General features: G+C 52.4%; 7 protein-coding genes. 4 read left to right on the forward strand and 3 right to left on the reverse strand.

Annotated features, from left to right (window positions below; all coding sequences use genetic code 11):
• Positions 1-95 precede the first annotated feature (95 nt).
• The 4 genes from BM123_RS14675 (at position 96) to yaaA (ending at position 5,792) form a co-directional block, all read left to right on the forward strand.
• Positions 96-2,873, forward strand: coding sequence for a M4 family metallopeptidase (locus BM123_RS14675; RefSeq protein ID WP_090169842.1), 2,778 nt, complete (start codon positions 96-98; stop codon positions 2,871-2,873).
• Positions 2,874-2,999: 126 nt separating this feature from the next.
• Positions 3,000-4,355 (forward strand): RIP metalloprotease RseP, encoded by a 1,356-nt coding sequence (gene rseP, locus BM123_RS14680; RefSeq protein WP_090169844.1) that lies wholly within the window; start codon positions 3,000-3,002, stop codon positions 4,353-4,355.
• Between the two features lie 68 nt (positions 4,356-4,423).
• A complete protein-coding gene (gene hscB / locus BM123_RS14685) occupies positions 4,424-4,942 on the forward strand; it encodes a Fe-S protein assembly co-chaperone HscB (RefSeq protein ID WP_090169846.1) in 519 nt (172 codons plus the stop codon).
• A gap of 88 nt (positions 4,943-5,030) precedes the next feature.
• Entirely contained in the window at positions 5,031-5,792 is a 762-nt protein-coding gene (gene yaaA, locus BM123_RS14690) for a peroxide stress protein YaaA (RefSeq protein ID WP_090169847.1), read from the forward strand.
• Between the two features lie 96 nt (positions 5,793-5,888).
• Here the strand turns inward: yaaA and BM123_RS14695 are convergent, their stop codons facing one another.
• The 3 genes from BM123_RS14695 to BM123_RS14705 form a co-directional block, all read right to left on the reverse strand.
• Positions 5,889-6,401 (reverse strand): hypothetical protein, encoded by a 513-nt coding sequence (locus tag BM123_RS14695; RefSeq protein ID WP_090169849.1) that lies wholly within the window; start codon positions 6,399-6,401, stop codon positions 5,889-5,891.
• A 407-nt stretch (positions 6,402-6,808) separates the two neighbouring features.
• Complete coding sequence (locus tag BM123_RS14700; RefSeq protein WP_090169851.1) at positions 6,809-7,852, reverse strand: T9SS type A sorting domain-containing protein; 1,044 nt, start codon at positions 7,850-7,852, stop codon at positions 6,809-6,811.
• An 83-nt stretch (positions 7,853-7,935) separates the two neighbouring features.
• Entirely contained in the window at positions 7,936-17,868 is a 9,933-nt protein-coding gene (locus BM123_RS14705) for a PKD-like domain-containing protein (protein ID WP_139211898.1), read from the reverse strand.
• Between the last annotated feature and the right edge of the window lie 371 nt (positions 17,869-18,239).

Raw genomic sequence — 18,239 nt, forward strand, 5'->3', positions numbered from 1 at the left:
AATGCCTTACCCAATTGGAGCCTTCCCACCCCAACGATTCGTAAATTTGCGCATATACTTAAGTCTGTTTTTGAATAGGTTCCCTCCCAAACACTATGAATAAGTTTTGGCTTACAATTCTGCTGGCCGGTTCGCTCTTTAGCGTGGCAGCACAAACGGCTACTCCCCTGCCGGAGGGAGCGAAAGCCCTCTTGTCAGCGGGTGCTGAATGGTATGCCGAAACCCCGTCTGTTTCCCGCATTGAAATACCCAAAGGAACGGCGGCTGATGCCAATGATTTTCTGTCAAAATACTTCCGTGCGCTGGGCCTCGCCCAGCCACAAGACCTGCGCTTAGCCCGCATCAGCAGCAGTCTGGCAAAGCACGAATACTACCGTTACGACCGCCTGCATGCGGGCCATCCCGTGCTGGGTAGCCAGCTAGTGCTTCAGCTCAGCCCCGGCGGCGCGCCGCGCCGCCTGTTGGGCCACCTCCCTGCTGTTCAACAATTCATGGCACCTGCGACCGCGCCCAGCTTACCTTCCTCAAGCCTGGTAATGATCGCCAAGGCGCAACTGCAATCTGACTATCCACAGATTTCCCAATGGTCCGTTGCTGATCAGGGGCAGGTCTGGGCCAGCACCGGCCCGGAATCCGACCGATACATTCTTACCCACGCCTTCGAAATCAGCGAGCCGGCCGGCTTACGGGCAGAAATGGTCTACCTGGACCCGCAAAGCGGTAAAATCGTCTTCCGCCACCAACTCCACTGCACCCTTCACCGGGAACTGTACAAAACGAACAGCACCCGCTTTAATCTGCTCTGGCAGGAAGGAGACACTTTTCCGGGTTCCATTGACGAAGACGGGCAGGAGGTAATCCGTGCCACCGGCGAAATTTACAACCTGTTTTATCGCACTTTTGGCAGAAAAGGTTACGACGGCGAAGACGGGCCGATGCTCAACATCATCAATGCCAATCTTTTCAACTGCCCGAATGCTTTTGCCCGGGGAAATACCATCAACCTGTGTACCGGGGTGGTGGGAGACGATATCGTTGGGCATGAATGGACCCACAATTATCTGACCAGCCTGAACGGTTTGCTCTTCAGCTACGAAAGTGGTTCCATTCAGGAAGCTTATGCGGACATTTTCGGGGAAGTTGTCGATCTGCTCAACAATCGGGGAACAGACGACAGGGACGATATGCGCAGGGATAGCTGCCAGGATAATAACCTCCGCTGGCGGATTGCGGAAGACGCCACGGCCTTCGCCCCTTATCTGCGAGACCTTTGGAACCCCGGTTGTAAAGATTTGCCCGATACCCGCGATAGTGAAAATTACTTCTGTAAACCAGAAACACCGCGAGACGGGATCCACATTAATTCCGGGGTCATCAGCAAAGCCTTCAGCCTGCTGACGGACGGGGGCATCCTGAACGGAGATACCGTTCGCCCGATTGGCATGACCAAAGCGCTGCACCTGTTTTATCATGCAGCGGACAAATACATGAGCCCCGTCACAGACTTCCCGGCGCTGGCCCAGTTTTTACGACTATCTTCTCAGGATCTTCGGGGCATCGACCTGCCCATCCTTACGCTGGAAGATCTGCCCGCAATGGCCTCCGGTCAGATGATCAACGCCTTCGACAGCCTGCAACTCGAGCGGGCGATTTCCGCTACCCGGATGGCAGACTCCACGCTTTGCGACCTCTCCCCCCGCCTGGCGCAGGAACCGCCGAACCTCTGCGTATCCAGCCAATTGCCCACCCTTAATCGACTGTTTTTTCAGGATTGGGAATCCGGCATGGACGGATGGACACTCAGTGAAGCGCCGGAGAACCCGGAAAGCTGGCAGGAGAAACCCTGGACAATCACGGATATCCTGCCAGACAACAGAGCCGGACGGGCCATTTTTGCCGCCAGCACTAACGAGGGAGACTGTAGATTGACCTTCGGGAACGGCACCACTATGCTTACGAGTCCGGTCATCCCCTTAAGCGGAGCCGCTGAGTCCTTCACGCTGAGTTTTCTGCACTACTACTCCCTGCAAGAAAATATGGATGGTGGTTTGCTGGAGCTATCGCTGAATGGAGAAGACTTTTTCCCCCTTCCTGCCACCAGCTTCCTGTACAATGGATATAATGGTGAGCTAATGCGCGCAGGGCTCAACGACAACCCGCTGGCCGGGCAGCAAGCTTTCCACGGAGCAGATGCCAACAGCAGCACCGGCAGCTGGGGAGAGAGTCAGGTTGACCTCGTGGCAGCGGGTGCCAAAGCCGGAGACGACATCCAGCTCCGCTGGGTCCTGGGGCAGGATGGCTGCGAAGGCTGGCTGGGCTGGTATGTCGATAATATATCCATCAGCTTTTGCACGGAGGCCTCCCTGCCCGTCACCTACCTTGGATTCACGGCAGAGGGGCGCAAGGATTATATTGAATTGCGGTGGCAAACAGCACAGGAAACCGATAATGAGGGCTTTTTTGTGGAACGCAGCCAGGAGGGCCAGTTATCCTTTGCATCCTTAGGGTTTGTGGCTGGTGGAACGGGCAACTATTCTTTTGATGATCATACGGCGGAGGATGGATTAACCTACTTCTACCGCTTACGGCAACGGGACCTGGACGGACAGGAAGAATACTCCTCAGTAGTCAGCGCAAAATTGTTGTCCGCAGCCAGTTCGCTTAGCATCTACCCCAATCCCGCAGAATCGGCGCTTTTCATCAACAGCAACAGGGAGCTGACCGAGATCAGTCTTTATGATGCCAGTGGGCGGCGCGTACGCAGGATGCAGGGGGAAGGTAAAAGAGCCGTGATGGATCTTCGTTCTTTGCCAGCCGGTTTGTACTGGCTGCAGGCGGGGGAATCCGTCCGGAGGGTCATAAAAAGGCAATAAACGACCATTAAGTTGGATTCTTCTAATTAAATCCTCTCAGTTTGCACCCCCCAGGATACAACCTTAGATTTGTCCGTTCGTTAGAATAGAGCAGGACACAATGGCCCTGCCGCCCCAATTAAGCCTATGGATACTTTAATCACCATCGGGCAGCTGGTCCTCAGCCTGTCCATTCTGATTGTTTTGCATGAATTCGGTCACTTCCTGCCCGCCCGTTTTTTCGGTACGCGGGTAGAAAAGTTCTACCTGTTCTTTGACCCCTACTTCAGTCTGTTTAAAAAACAGATCGGAGAGACGGAGTACGGCATCGGCTGGCTTCCGCTCGGTGGTTATGTGAAGATCAGCGGGATGATCGACGAGAGCTTCGACACCGAACAGATGGAAAGCGAGCCCCAGCCCTGGGAGTTTCGCTCCAAGCCAGCCTGGCAGCGCCTCATCATTATGCTGGGCGGGGTAACGGTCAACTTCATTCTCGGCTTCCTGATTTACGCCATGGTCCTCTTCGCCTGGGGCGAAGAATACCTGCCGGCGGAAAACGCCGTGGCCGGTATCGCCGTGGACAGCCTCGGGCAGGAGCTGGGCCTGATGACGGGAGACATGGTCCTGAAAGTAGGCGATGTGCCCTTCGAGCGCTTCAACGACCGCGCCATTTTGCGCGGTATTGCCATCGACAATGCCCGCCAGATTACCGTAAAACGGGATGGCAGCGAGAAGGTCATTGATGTTGACAACAAGTGGGCCGACATCCTGACCCGGCACGACAACAAAAGCGAGCGACTCTTTTCAGCCCGGACGCCCTTCACCATTGGTGTAGCGGCAAAGGACGGACCGGCAGAGAAAGCCGGCCTGAAGGTGGAAGATGCAATCCTCAGCGTCAACGGCACCCCTACTCCCTACTACGACCTCTATCAGGATGCCGTAAAGGGCATCAAGAACCAGGAGATCACCCTGGGGGTAAAATCAAAAGGCAGTGAGTCCGTACGGGAAGTGAAGGTTATGCTCAATGAAAAAGGCATGATGCGCGTAGCTCCCGCTCCGCCGGAGTATTTCTACGACACGAAGAGAATTGAATACGGCTTTCTGGAGTCCATCCCGGCGGGTTATAACCAGGGCGTTAACTTCCTCGGAGACCAGTTCAAGGCCTTCGGAGAGATGTTCAAAGGCAACATTAAGGTTACGGAAAGCCTTGGCGGCTTTGCCAGCATCGGTTCGATGTTCGGCAAGCAGTGGATCTGGGAACGCTTCTGGTACATGACGGCTTCCCTCTCCCTGATTCTGGCCTTCATGAACCTGCTCCCGATTCCGGCACTGGACGGTGGCCACGTGATGTTCCTCCTCTATGAGGTCGTCTCCGGTCGTAAGCCAAGCGACACCTTCATGGAGCGGGCCACAATGGTCGGTTTCGTCATCGTGCTTGGGCTCGTTGTGTTAGCAAACGGACTGGATATCTGGCGGGGTATCAAAGGCTTCTTTGGGGGGTAAAAGCCGGAGGCGTCTAAAAAAAGAGCGAAGCGACTTTTTCTGTCTTAAAGCGCAAAGCGCGTCTAACCATGACTAACTATTTCGAATTCTACGGTCTGGCCCCCTCTCCCACCCTGGACGAAGCTGCCCTGAAGAAAACCTTCTACGCCAACAGCAAGCGTTTCCACCCGGACTTCCACACACTGGGCGGCGATGCCGCCCGGGAGGAGGCACTGGAGAAGAGTACCCTCAACAATCAGGCTTACAAGGTGCTCTCCGATCCGGAGCGACGGCTCAAACATCTGCTTGACCTCAAGGGCGTAATGGGAGAAGAAGGCTCGAACAAAATGCCGCAGCAGTTCCTGATGGAGATCATGGACGTCAATGAAGCCTTGATGGAGCTCGAGTTTGAGGATGACCCCGCTGCACGAACAAAGATTGACAACATGATCGCGGAGCTGGAGGATGGGTTTGAGCGCGAAGTAAGCGATCTGTTGACGGATTACGACGATGCTTCCGTCACGGAAAGTGAACTCAACCGCCTGAAAGATTATTACCTGAAGAAGCGATACCTGCTTCGGCTGAAGAACCGGAACCCGGAGGTATAGCTCTTTGCTATTTACCCCTTCGCTTGCACCTGCGGTCCCGCGCCCACTAATGTCCCTCTACCTTCCTACACTACTATATTACTAAAAAATGCTTCTCCTTCTCTCCCCCGCTAAGACACTTGACATGTCTCCTGCAGCTGACCATCCGGCCAGCCAGCCACGCCTCTTGAAGGAAACTAAGGAACTGGCCGGTGTACTGAAAAAACAGTCGCGCGGAGACCTGCAGGACCTGATGCACATCAGCGAAAAGCTAGCCGATCTGAACCACAGTCGTTACCAGAATTTCAAACTCCCCCTGACCCCGGCCAACGCAAAGCCCGCAGCGCTTGCTTTCCGCGGAGATGTATATCAGGACCTGGAAGCAGACACATTCACGCCGGAGGAATTTGAATTCGCCAACCGTCAGATCCGGATTCTTTCCGGCCTCTACGGCGTACTTCGGCCAAGTGATCTGATGCAGGCCTATCGCCTCGAAATGGGCACCCGGCTAAAGAACAAAAAAGGTAAGAACCTTTATGAATTCTGGGGCGACAAGATCACCCATGTTTTAAATCAGGACCTCGCTGAAAACGGCGACGACCTGATCCTCAATCTCGCCAGCCAGGAATACTTTAAGAGCGTGAAAACCGCTACGCTCAATGGTAGATTGCTGACGGCACACTTCAAGGAAGCCAAAGACGGCAAATACCGTGTGGTGGCCTTTAACGCTAAACGCGCCCGTGGCCGGATGGCCAACCTGATTACCAAAGAAGGCATCACGACCGCTGAGCCGCTCAAAGAGCTGGTGGTCAATGATTACGTCTTCGATGCTTCTTTGAGCACGGAGGATGACTGGGTGTGGGTGAAGTGATGGTAGACGGTAGTTTCGTAGACGGTAGGGCGGTAGACGGTAGAGTTATCGACTACTGTCTACCATTCTACCGACTACCGCTCTACCGACTACCGACTACGCCGATTTGATTTTCCGCTTTAGGCGAATAGAGCCTGGAATGCAGGGCCCGTATTCGCTATTGCCCCACCAGGGGCCGTGCAGAACTACCCCCTCAGGGGTAAAGCTGGCGCGTAGTTCGTAACTTTTTTCGCACCAGGACAACTCCTTTGGCTTCTGCGCCCGCAGCACTTTGATGTCCGTCAGTTTCCAGGATCCATTGGCTTGCTGAAAACCGCTCACTTCCATTTCCGCCCAGATTTCTTCGTACTTCACAAAGGCCGTTCCTTTAAGAAATATACCATTGTGGACGAGTTGCATGCTGAGGTCAAATCGTTCAGCGATCCCGCCTGCATTTTGCAGCAGCTCGCCCACCCAGAGGCCGTTCAGGTCGACTTCGGGGCTGGTTACACCAACGTTTTCGGGGCGCGGCCGCAGGTGCAACGGAAGTTCTTCAGGGAGCAAAGCAGGCACCGTGACCATCGCAGGCACGGCCAGGCTAAACAAAAGTGTGAACAGGGTAATACGCATAGCGTGAAGATAGGACTATTGCTAAAAGCGAGCGCCCCAAAGAGGGCAATTGGGGCTCTGGTAAAAATAAAATGGAAAAATTTTAACTTTTTTTTCTCCACCAGGCCACGCCGGGAAAGGTGAGCGTGTCTTGTTGGCGTATACCGAGTTGATTTTCAGAGCGAATATTTCAAACGCCCGGCCCGCACATCGCGGACCGGGCGTTTTTTATGGCTGCTGCCCCTGCTTGGGAGAAGAGGCCGTGAGTACATCCCATAAAAAGGGGTGGCCAGAACCTCTCGTTTCTGACCACCCAATAACCTACTTCAAAAAATCTTTTCGTTCTGCCGGAGAGGAAGGGAGAGGTCCGGGAACGACACAAATGGAAATTCAGGTAAACGTGTTGTTCAAAGTGTTACTATGCAGGCCTATTTGACAAGGATCCGTTGGTCAGCAGTATGCTGCCCCTGATGGACTCTCATCAGGTACATTCCTCCGTGGAGCCCGTCGGGCAGCGCCAGAGAACTGGTTCCACCGGCCAGGCCGGAGCTTTTCATAAGTAACCGCCCCTGAGCATCATAGAGCTCTGCGGTGATCTCTTGATCTCCTGACCAGTCACCACGCAGCTGAATACTCAGATCGGCGTCTTTGGCAATGGGGTTGGGGAAGATGTTGACTTTGCGATCGCCAGTGAGCTTAAGTTCAACGATCACAACACCAGAAAAGAGATGGGAACCATCATTATCCACCATCCTTAAACGATAATAATTTACAGGGGTAAGAGATTCCCGATGGGTGAATTCGTAGAATTGGATGTCCTCACTTTCACCAATAGCGGTTACCTCGGCAATGACTTGCCAGTCTGCCCCTGTGGAGCTATGTTGTATTTCAAAGTGAGACGTATTCTCCTCGCGGGCTGTGGCCCATTGGAGATATGCTGTTTTGGAATCAACAGCAGCTGCCGAGAAGGCCTTTAAACGAACGGGTAACAAGCTTGCATCCGGAACATCATTGCAGTCAGCAGACGCACCGGTTGCTGTTGCTCCCGGAGTATCGTCATAAGTCATTGAAGAAGAGTAGAAGTAATAATCACCTTGGTCTCCATCAAAAATAAAAGCCGTAATCAGCTCACCGTCTTCGTACCCAAAATCAGGGTCACAGGCGATTGCCGGGTTCGTTGTTTCGCCTGATACATTGGTGGAAAATCCGATCTGCCCCATACAGGAAGGATTGGGAATCGACTGAAATCCAGCTATTTGCACAATGAAACCGTCACTGTCATAAAAGACCATATAGTCTTCGCCAATAACGGGCGCATTACCATTGATGGTTGCATAACCAAACACCAGGTTAGACTTATCGGTGGCTACATCACAATCTATCTCGTAGATGCCGCCGGGTTGAGCCTTTAGCATGGCATTAAAACTCATGCATAGGGTGAAAATCGAGAGGAGGGTAAAAAGGTTTTTCATTAGAAATGTATTTTTGAAGTAAAGAATAGCATCCCCCACCTCGCAAGGAAATGGTAGGCGGGGGATGCTTGTATGAATTAAGATTACTGCTTTACCACACGTTGGGTAAGCTTATTCAGCGGCTGACCTTTACGGACAGGAACGATGTAGTAGATACCTGCGGGGAGGTCATTGGCATCATCCCAGGAAACGGTCAGATTACCTGCGGTAACGGGCTGCTCGGGAAGCAGCTGCCGAACCTGGCGGCCAACGGCATCCATTAGTAAGAGGCCGACATGATCTGCCTCAGGAAGGATGAGCGTAATGTTTGCCTGGTCCACAACGGGATTAGGGAACACCCGAATTTCTATCTCAGCATCATTGCCTTCCTGACGGAAGTCAAGGTTCAACTCGCTGGCAGTATAACCACCATGGTAAGTCATACCAGGATCAAGCACTTGGCCACGGTAGCGGAAGAGGATAGACTCATCTTCTTCAAATGCCTCAATACTTGTCCCGTCAACACGATCAACGCTACCATAAACGGGGGTAGCCAGGAAGATACCTTCTGCGTTGGGGATAAGCTTACCGATTACTTCACCGCGGCTGTTAATGATTTCAACCGGATCAGCAGACTGATGGTCTACTCCTTCAACATGCCCGTAAACGAACTCATGGCTTTCCGTCACAGGGTTTTCTGGTCGCCAGTTTGCTCCACCAACAGCTTGATCGAGAATGGCCAGATAGCCAATACCATTCGTCATGGTCGTCATAGTACTGAAGAAAGGAACCTGTGGGTTGAACGTCTGGGAGAACCCAGGAACATTGTTACCAAAAGTCTGAGCGGCCAGCAGATTCATATCGGAGGGATCAATCAGATCGGCAAAGAACGCTGAGGGAGACTGACTTGCTTGCGGAATATATGCGAGGTAGTTAACCCCTGCATCCAGGTCGCGCTTGTAATCCTCGTCGAGTGCTTCTCCACAAACGATCATGGTTTGGGCATCATTAACGACAACGAGGTAACCGTAGCCCGGAGCAATTGTCTGTAGCGAGCTAAAGAACGGATTACTTGCGGTATAAGTACGGCCCTGACCACCCACGAAGGAGCTAACGGATTGTAGCCCCGTTACATCAGCAAACACTGAAGAGATAGCAACATCCTGTGGGAGCACATCGAAACTGATGAAGTTCAGGCCCGCAAACAGCTCAATCTCATCACAGACACTGTTGTCATTGATAACAACGGTCTTGGTAATGGTAGACACAAACGGAGCACAGCTTCCACCAACGCTGAGGGTGACTTCGTAGCTGACCGGCGCGCCCGGATCGGTTGGATTATCCGGGAATACATGGGTCGGGTTGGCTTCGTTACTCTGGGCTGAGCCATCACCAAAGTCCCAGATATATCCCGTAATACCACCAGCGGAAAGGTCATCGAAGGTTACTTCCAGTGGGTTAGATTCGGACACCACAAAAGAGAAATTAGCGGAAAGGTCGTTAGCCAGGGTAACTTCCAGATCGTTCGTGGTTGAACAGCCGTTCGGGTTAGTTTCCGTTACGGAAACGGTAAAGGGACCGATACCTTGCGAGTTATTGAAGGTGATGCTAATGGCAGCTTCATCGGTAATTCCTCCCGTAAAGGATCCGGCAGCGGGGTTGCTCAGGCTCCAGGCGTAAGTATTACCAGCGGTGGCGTCGATAGAGAAGCCGGAGAAGGCGTCAATACAGGGCGTATCAAAGCCGTCAATAGCTTGCTCAGCGGGAGACTCCCCGACACTCACAATTCGCGTGCCCATAGCAACACAGCCGTTTTCATCGGTTACCATGACCATGATGGTGGCGTTACCAGCGCCGGAACCGTCAACGGAAACCTCACCACCGGCGGCGGAGGGCGTCAGTTCGATGGTCACACCAGGGTCGGATTCCATTACGCTGTACTCGTACTGTGGTGTACCCGTTCCATCAAAGTTGCTGATCAACTTGATGGGGTTACCAGCACAGATAGCGGTATGGCCATTTAGCGGCTCCAGCTCTACGTCCGTTTCCTCCAGCACCTTCACCTCAAGGGTGAAGCTTTCTGAGGGGTCACAGTCGCCGTTGTTCACGGTGACTTCGTAGAAAACACTCAGGGTAGCGGTACCCTGGTTCAGGTAACTATCGGTAATTGCCGTAAGGCCTGGCGTACCAACAGAGCCACCGCCGATGGTGGTTTGCAGGGTAATATCGACACCGTTCTCGTCAAAAATCCGAAGCGTCGTGATGGCCAATGCCGTCCGGGTGAAGGTGAGCGAGCTCCCCACCCCGTTGGCCGTGAGGCCGTCAAGGATACTCAGGTCGAGTGAGCTACCGGAGCAAACCTTTACCATAAAGTCAGCAACGACCGGTTCTGGCAGAATAGTAACCACGATGGTATTACGTTCACCAATGCAACCTTCAGCCGATGTTGGCTCAATGGTGTAAGTCACCGTCTGAGGCTCAGAGCTGAGGTTGGTAAACTGATCAAAGGCAATGAATTGATAGTCACCTACATCTCCGATGTCCTTATTGTTGGGGAATACGATGAATTCATCGCCCTCCAGGCTATATTCAATATTAATGAGTTCAAATTCGGTCCCTTCCAGGAAGGCTACTTCATGTTCGCCCTCATTGTCCAGTTCAACGACACAGAGTGTGTACTCTCCGCTACAGACTTCAGCTTCCAGATCATCAGTAATGACGGGTTCGGGCTTCACTCTCACGACCAGGTCAAAGTTGTTACCCTGACAGCCACCGGGGCCGTAAGGCGTTACGGTGTAAGTGATGAACTTATCGTCAGCCGTCGTATTGGTGAATACACCCGTTACCGGGTCAGAAGAGGCAATCAGGCGATCATCAGCGGTCAGGCCATCCTCACTGCTTACCGTGTAGGTGAAGGTTGCGCCGGCAACACCGTTGGTGATGGCAGCATTCAGGTCAGAGCTCAGGTCTTCCCCGCTACAGACCATATCGGTGATATCCTCCGTCTTGGGGTTGGGGTTTACGGTAATGGTGATTAGATCAGTAGTACCGGGGCAGTCACCGTCGTTGAGTTCAGCGTCTTCACCGTTTTCGATGTAGTAGGTAACCTCAAGTGTCACCACAACGGGATCTCCGGAAATCATCGCATAGGTAGCCGAGAATTGACCATCAAAGTCCTCGAACGGCATGGCAATTGTGCCAGACGTAGTACCCAGGCCGAAGAAATCAATGGGAGAATCATAGTCCACTGAGACGTAAACGTCACCATCACCTTTAGCTTCAGGCTCATCTACTGCCAACGTCAAGTTGACGGTTTCATTAGCACAAATCTCGATGTTCTGCTCGCCCACGGCAGTATTAGCAATTTCATCTCCTGCGATATTGAAGGCAATTACATCACCATTTGGCACCAGTTCTACTTCAAGACTGGCAACTTGCTCGCCGGTTTCGTAGTCCGTTGTACACCAGGTAGTGTTATTGGTTATCTCGGTCAGTTCAAAATCCGTATCCTCAAGGAACTCGTCCTCGATGATGATGGCGGAGCCGTCGACTACGTCTACGGTATAGTCTGTTCCGTTAACCTTAAAGGTATAGCTACCGTCCAGTTCGCCTTCGCCAAGGGTGACGACAACACTAACGATATCTCCGTTACATACCGGGCCAGCGGGGTCAACGCTGATGGTGGCGGATGGGTTCGGGTTGATGATAATGTCAAAGCGCAGGTCTCCGGGCTCGAACATTTGCATACAAGTCCGGGAGACGTTTCCTACGTCCGTCATCACCTGAAGCATCATGATTTCCACAGAAGCATCTCCATGCGAATCGGGGCCAGCGTTGGCCATGATCTGGCCTTCGCCGTTTTCGTCCAGAACGATGGTATTGGGGTCTCCGTCGTTGCCAGCATCACCGTCGTCAGAACGGATAACCGTTTCCAGGTTCTGGGTAGAGAAAGTTACGACGCCACCGGGAGAACCGACCAGGTCGATAGTTACCAAATCGCCCTCACAAACTTCACCATCATCTACGTTTTTGGCAACATCGAAGTCGATGGCAAGCGCGGGTAAGACGGTAATGTCAAAAGTAAGCGGCAGGCCGACACACTCATCCAGGCCAATAGTAGCGTCACCTTCTTTATCAAAGAATGGCGTCATGACTACGGTAATGTTCGCGTTTCCGGGGCCTGCATTGTTCAGTATGTCGGAGAAACTCAGGTCACCGAAGGGAACAATCAAGGTTCCGCCAACGGGTAGGCCCATCAAGCCATCGTTGTTTAGAATCTCGATCTCTACGTATAGTGGATCACCCTCGCTGGAGGCGAGGCCGGTGTTGGTGCTGCTGAATTCCGTATTGATGGTACCTCCATCACAGACGACAGCAGTGAAGCTATTGAGAAACTCATCTTCGGAGTAGATGTCTGCCGTACCAGCCGTACCAGTAATGGCTGCTGCGAGGTCCGGACGCTCTTCGATGACGACCTCTACTTCGCTGATGTTACCAGTATTCTCACAACCAGCACCATCGGAGAAGATCTTCGTCAGGCGGTAGGTGCCACTTTCGAAGGCGGTAAAGACAAGGTCTCCGCTCATTACATCATCGACCCGGGTGCTACCTGCAACACCAACCTGCTTAATCCGGATGGAGTAAGGATTTTGGATCGGATCAGTACCAGCGGTGAAAGTAATACCGACGCCTTCACCGAAGCATACGGGGCCTTCTACGGTCAGGGTTCCTACGGGCAATGGCAGCACCGTCAGCGTACCCGTCTGGTCGAGTGGAGCGGGGCAGGAAACTTCGTCTACAACGACAACCACACCCGTAAGTTCAAGTGTAACGTCAACGGGCGTAGTTCCTTCATTTACCGTTGGTAGTGGGATCGAGCCTTCTCCATCTGCATCAAGAGATAAATCATCTTCAACACCATTGATTTCGAAAGTAACCGTAGCAAAGGGTGTACCCGTTACAGCAGCAGCGACGTCCTCGTCACCAGTACATACCGTTGCCGGGTCGATCGTGAAGCTGGCAAATGGTGTGGGCGTTACGCTTACCGGTAAGGTTGGCCGTTCGGTGGCCTCGTAAGTGTAGGAGCACTCCTGAGCAGGTGGCAGGGTCGTCAGACCAGTAATCACGTAAGTGATATCTTCCGTCAGCCCCAGGTTAGGCGTGAAACATCCAGCACCGTTTCCGTCTAGTTTTACATCAACGAAAACACCACCACCGATGAAGACACTCACCGTAGCATCGGGCGTACCCGTGATACAGATTTCGGGGGTATCATTTTCACAGACTGTGAGGGCTTCGAGGTCGAAGTCGGCGCGGAGCGCAGGTAAAATGTCAATCTCAAGGGCAATCTTCTCACCGGGGCAGGGTTGAGCGGCGGGGTCGAAGTTGAAGTTGGTAACGGTGAAGTTACTTTCGATGTCAAAGGGAGTAGTATTATCTCCTACTATCAAGAAGGTCATTGCACTTCCTCCCTGAATAACTTCACTAAGTGAGCCCGTGCCCGAAACACTACCGGAAAAGAAGCTGGGAGAGGGAGCAAATACATAAGTGACTGTACCTTCAAAGTCAACGAATACAACATCTGCGAAAAGGCCGAACCGTTCTAGCAGAAAACTGTAATCAAAACTTACGGTACCTGTTTCAGGAACGTCAATTGTTGCAATAGCATCATCACCAGAGGTGAAGAAGCCTCCAGCAGCATTACCCGAAGTAAGGGTTAAAGTAGTGGTTCCCGTAAAGGAGACATCAGAGTTTGGGCCACTACCAGAAAACCAATTTCCGGGTGCAAAATCATCCACAAACCCTTCCGTATCCAGCCCGCCGAGGTCGGTAAAGCCGATGGGGGCATCGGGGACGTACTCGTAGTAGGGGGTGATCATGAAGTCGAGCTCGGCGTTGGAGCCATTATCGGGGTTGACGAACTCAGCGGGGAGGCCGAGGGCGGCGCTGAGGGTAGCGGCATCCAGCTCGTCAACGCGGTAGGTACCTTCACCGGAGGTGAGGCCTGCATCATCGGCCATGACCATGATCTCGAAGAAGAGCGGATCACCGGAGTTACTCATGGAGGGCGAACCGGAGAGGGACAGGTCCACTTCGTCGCCGGAGCAAATCGTGGCGAGGAAAGGGGTATTACCTTCGGTTACGATGGTGGAGCTGCCTTCGATGGTCACGTCGAGGCTGGCGGTGGGTACCTGGTTAACCACTGCTTCCACCGTGTAGATATCGCCGTCGATGAAGTCGGTACAGGCGGGAGCGTCTTCCTGAACGATGGACTCGAGCGTAAAGGTGGTGGTTTCCTCTGCACCTGCGTCCGCGCCCAAATCAAGCACGTCACCGTCACTGATTCCGGTATACGTAACGCCGTTTACGACAATGGTGTAAGTGCCGGTGTAATCACTACGACGCGTGGTTGCGTTGAACTGAATTTCCGGCGTTTCTCCCGCACACAAGATGCGGTTAGAAACCAGTGCGCCGGTTGGCGCCGGGTCGATGCGGGCAACGGCTCTTTCGCGATTATCGGGTACAAAGGAGCAGGCCTGTGGCTCACCGTTATTCTGTCCGGTTATGGTTACGTCGATAAGATCGTAGCGGGTACGCTCGGTCAGGATACCGGTTTCAAGGGTAGCCTCTCCGTTTTCATCGAGGGTGATCGTAAAATCATCGTCGTCGGAATCGGGATCAGTACTCACCGTAACGACCGCATTGGGCGTTCCGGAGATGGCGAAGGACGTTTCTGTTCCTTCGCAGATGTCCACAAAGCGGTCTCCATCAAACTGCGCATCGGGCGTAGGGATAACGAAGATGGTGCGTTCGAAGGTACTGGTCCGGGTACAGACCGGATCTCCGGCGGGGTCTGTGGAAATCATAGTGATCTGGAAGTTGGTGGTTTCCGTCAATGCACCAGTAGAGATAGCTCCTTCGCCGCCGCCATCAAGGGTAACGGTGCCGAGGTTACTGAGTACGTTTCCGTCGTTATCAACGATGTCAATTACCACTTCTCCGTTGATGGGGCCGGTTACGGTCAGCTCAGCGGCTTCGCCTTCACAGATTGTTTCGTCTCCACCAAAAGTGGCATTTGGAACGGTTTCAATCGTAATAGTAGCGAAGGTAGATGGGCTCATACATGCCGTCGCTGCGTCCGTAACCTCAGGTGTTTCGCCATCGGGGAAATAAAAGGCTTTTGCTTCCACCAAAATGGTCTGATCGTGACCGGTCGTGTTTTCCTGAGCGCCAGACACACCAGCGTACCCATCGGCAAGAACGACTTCGGAAGTTTCGATTCCATCAACGTCGGTAACGGTGATGAGGTACCACAGTACACCACCCTGGGCAGACGGATCAGCAGAAGGGCTACCTGGGACAACCGTATAGGTTTCACCGCTACAGACATTGTCATTCTCCGCAGCGAGATCATCAATGGTGGGGATCTCTTCCACAATGAAGGTAGCCATAAGGTCGACGGGAAGGGTCTCGCACTCTTCACCACCCTTGTTCTTTGCGGAAGTAACAATGATGTCATAAGTACCAGGAGCATAGTTTTCGAGGTCTACATCAATGGAAGCATTTGTGCCTTCAGTAGTAGCTGTTCCAGCCGTTCCATTGATGGTATAATGAAAAGAGTAACCAGTTTCTGTGCCTCCACTACCGGTGAGGGTAAAGAAAGTATCGTCCCCGTCGCAGAGGTAATCGTCATCAATCGTGATGGCGGCATCGGGACGCTCTTCCACAGCAGTCATTACCATCTGGTTCACGGTGGCGGAACAGCTGGGTGCTTCGCTACCCGTGAAGGTGGTAACGGTGAATTGGTTCATCTCGTCGGTGAGCAGGCCGCTGTAGTAGAAGCCCTGGAAAGGACCGCTTCCACCGGAGGAAGGGTTTTGATCCGTCACGGGAACCTCAATCGGCACACCTCCCTGATTAAGAATAAGGTAAGCCGTTCCTGGCTCAGAAGCCGTAATGGTAACGATTACCTCTTCCTCGCTACAAACCACCGGAGCGCTGATGGCTACGTCTACTGTGGGAGCTGGTAGTACTTCTACGTTTAAGGTCAGTGATGTGCCGGAGCATTCATCACCGTTCAGCCCAGCGGAGCCATTATCTTCGAAGTACGGGGTAAAGACAAAGGTCACGTCACTGGCTTCCGTCAGGTTGTCATCGATGTCGAAGATTTCGCTGAAGTTGAAGCCGTCTTGCGTAAAGTAGTAAGTACCGGTAGCGGGTACGTTGCTTACACCATCGTTGTTTGTTACTTCCATTTGAATGTAGGAGGTTACTCCGGCAATGGTGGAGGTTTCGGTGAGTGGGGCGAGGAGATCAATAGCTACGGTGCTGCCATCACAGATGGTGATGTCCAGCGGGTTATTGTCGTCCGTTCCACCGTTGTCATTCAAGAGGAGGTCGGCTGCTCCGTCGACGCTTACGCCGAATTCGGCGTAGGATTCAGCCTGGATTTCTACGGTAATCGTAGCTCCGGGGTTGGTCTTGACACAAACCGGGTCGGGGCCGACTTTGGAAATTGATTTAACGATCAATTCATATTCTTCAACCGTGCCAGCGGGTACGCCGCCATTGAGGTCGAAGGTACCAGTCCAGGAAGCCGTACCATCTCCGTTATCCGAAAAGGCTTCGGTAAGGGTGTAGGAATCGGCTGCGGCAACGTCATCATCAGCGAATTCGCTGATCTCAAAGGTGTAGTTACCCGGGCCTGCATCGGTAGTTAGGGTGTAGTCCAAAGACGTCGGCCCTCCGTTTAGCACGTTACAAATGACGGCATCGTCGGCCTCAGAGAGTTCAGCGGTAAGGCTGGGTAGGGCTTCTACCTGAAAGACGATTTTTTCGGTCAGCACCACGGGGCAAGCGGGGTTTCCATCGGAGTAAAAGCCACCGGTAAGCTTAACTTCAATCTCTCCGTTTGCCGCAAGGCTTGCGTTAAGGTTAATCGTTTGATCATCGATGGCGTTTTCGTCCAGCGTAAGCCAGCCGGTCAGGGGGGCTCCGTCATCATAATCAATGACGTAGTCGATCATAGTGAGTGGTGTACCGGTAACGACCACCGGGATGTCGGTATCGTTTTCACAGACGACCAGTATTGGGTCTAACGCAGCGAAGGTGGCTTCGATGGTGGGGCGGGGCTCAACGATGAGTTCGATCACCAGCGGGTTTGGATTCAGGCAATCACCATTAGGTTGCGGGTTATTTGCGGGGTTACGCTCGTAACGAGACGTTATAGTTAGTGTGGCAGTAGCGACCTCACATGTCTTGTTGAGCAGAGTCATTTCATTGAATAGCTGGTTGAAATTGAGCGCGTCCAGCGTACCGGTAGTGGCAGCAGGAAAACCATCTATATCATCGCTTCCGGTGAGTACGTAGTCAAAGACCAACGGGTCATCAAACTGATCAGCGTTGGTGTAGCTCAATGGGTTGATGATTTCAATATCTACCGTTTCTCCATCTTCTACATCGCCACTATTATCAACTGTACCGTTACCAGCCTCGGTAGCAGCATCAATATCGGTTGAGCCGTCAATGGTTACGTCCACAACCGGATCCTGAATAGGATCAAACCATAGATAAACCTGCGACTCTACATCACTACATTCTCCATTAGTAGACGATGCTGTGATGTAGAGATAAAATTGGCAATCGCTACAATCAGGCTTGAAGCCTACTTGTTGCAGGCCAGTGACGCCGTTAAGTGAATTATTGAAGTTTGTTGCGGAAACGCTTGTAGCACCAACTTGCTCAATGCCATCGAGGTACCAGGTGCCGGACTCATCCGCCGTCCAGGTTACGGTAGGAGTCCCTCCGGGAGAAGGAGTGTGGGAGTCATCGTAGGTGGCATATCCACCGTCAAGAATAGCAATATCTCCTGAACACCAAGTTTGTTCGTCTCCTGCATTGAGACCACTAAAACAGGTTTGCGCCGTAATGGACTGAGAGAACGCAAAGCACAAGATTAAGGAATAGAGAGTAAACTTTATCGGCGGCGGCGCAGAAATACGCGGCATCCGCAATAGAGAGGTAAGAGTGTTTGACATGACTGTATTGGGTTTAGTAATAAGAGGAATGAAAAGAGGAAGCAATAGGGAGTCAGCAAGCACGATTACGATTCGTAATCGACAGTCATTAATGGGTCAGGAGCACCAGGGGTGACCTGATACCAACCATTAAAAAAGCCAGACTTGAAGAGTTAATTCGTGTTGTTAATCCATAATGTGCCTATACATAAAACTTTAGGGTAATAGATATACAGAAGGTATATCATCACCGTAGAGTGATAATTAAATGTGAACCGAGAGGTAACAATTTTGTAGTAGGCTGAGAGCGGGAACTCGTGATTATTCCAGGCTTCTCAATGTTGTTTCAGTGTGTGTATGTGTCTGTGTGTGTCAAAAATCTAAATCCCCAA

It is taken from the genome of Neolewinella agarilytica (assembly GCF_900110645.1).
In the GTDB taxonomy this organism is placed as follows: Bacteria; Bacteroidota; Bacteroidia; order Chitinophagales; family Saprospiraceae; genus Neolewinella; species Neolewinella agarilytica.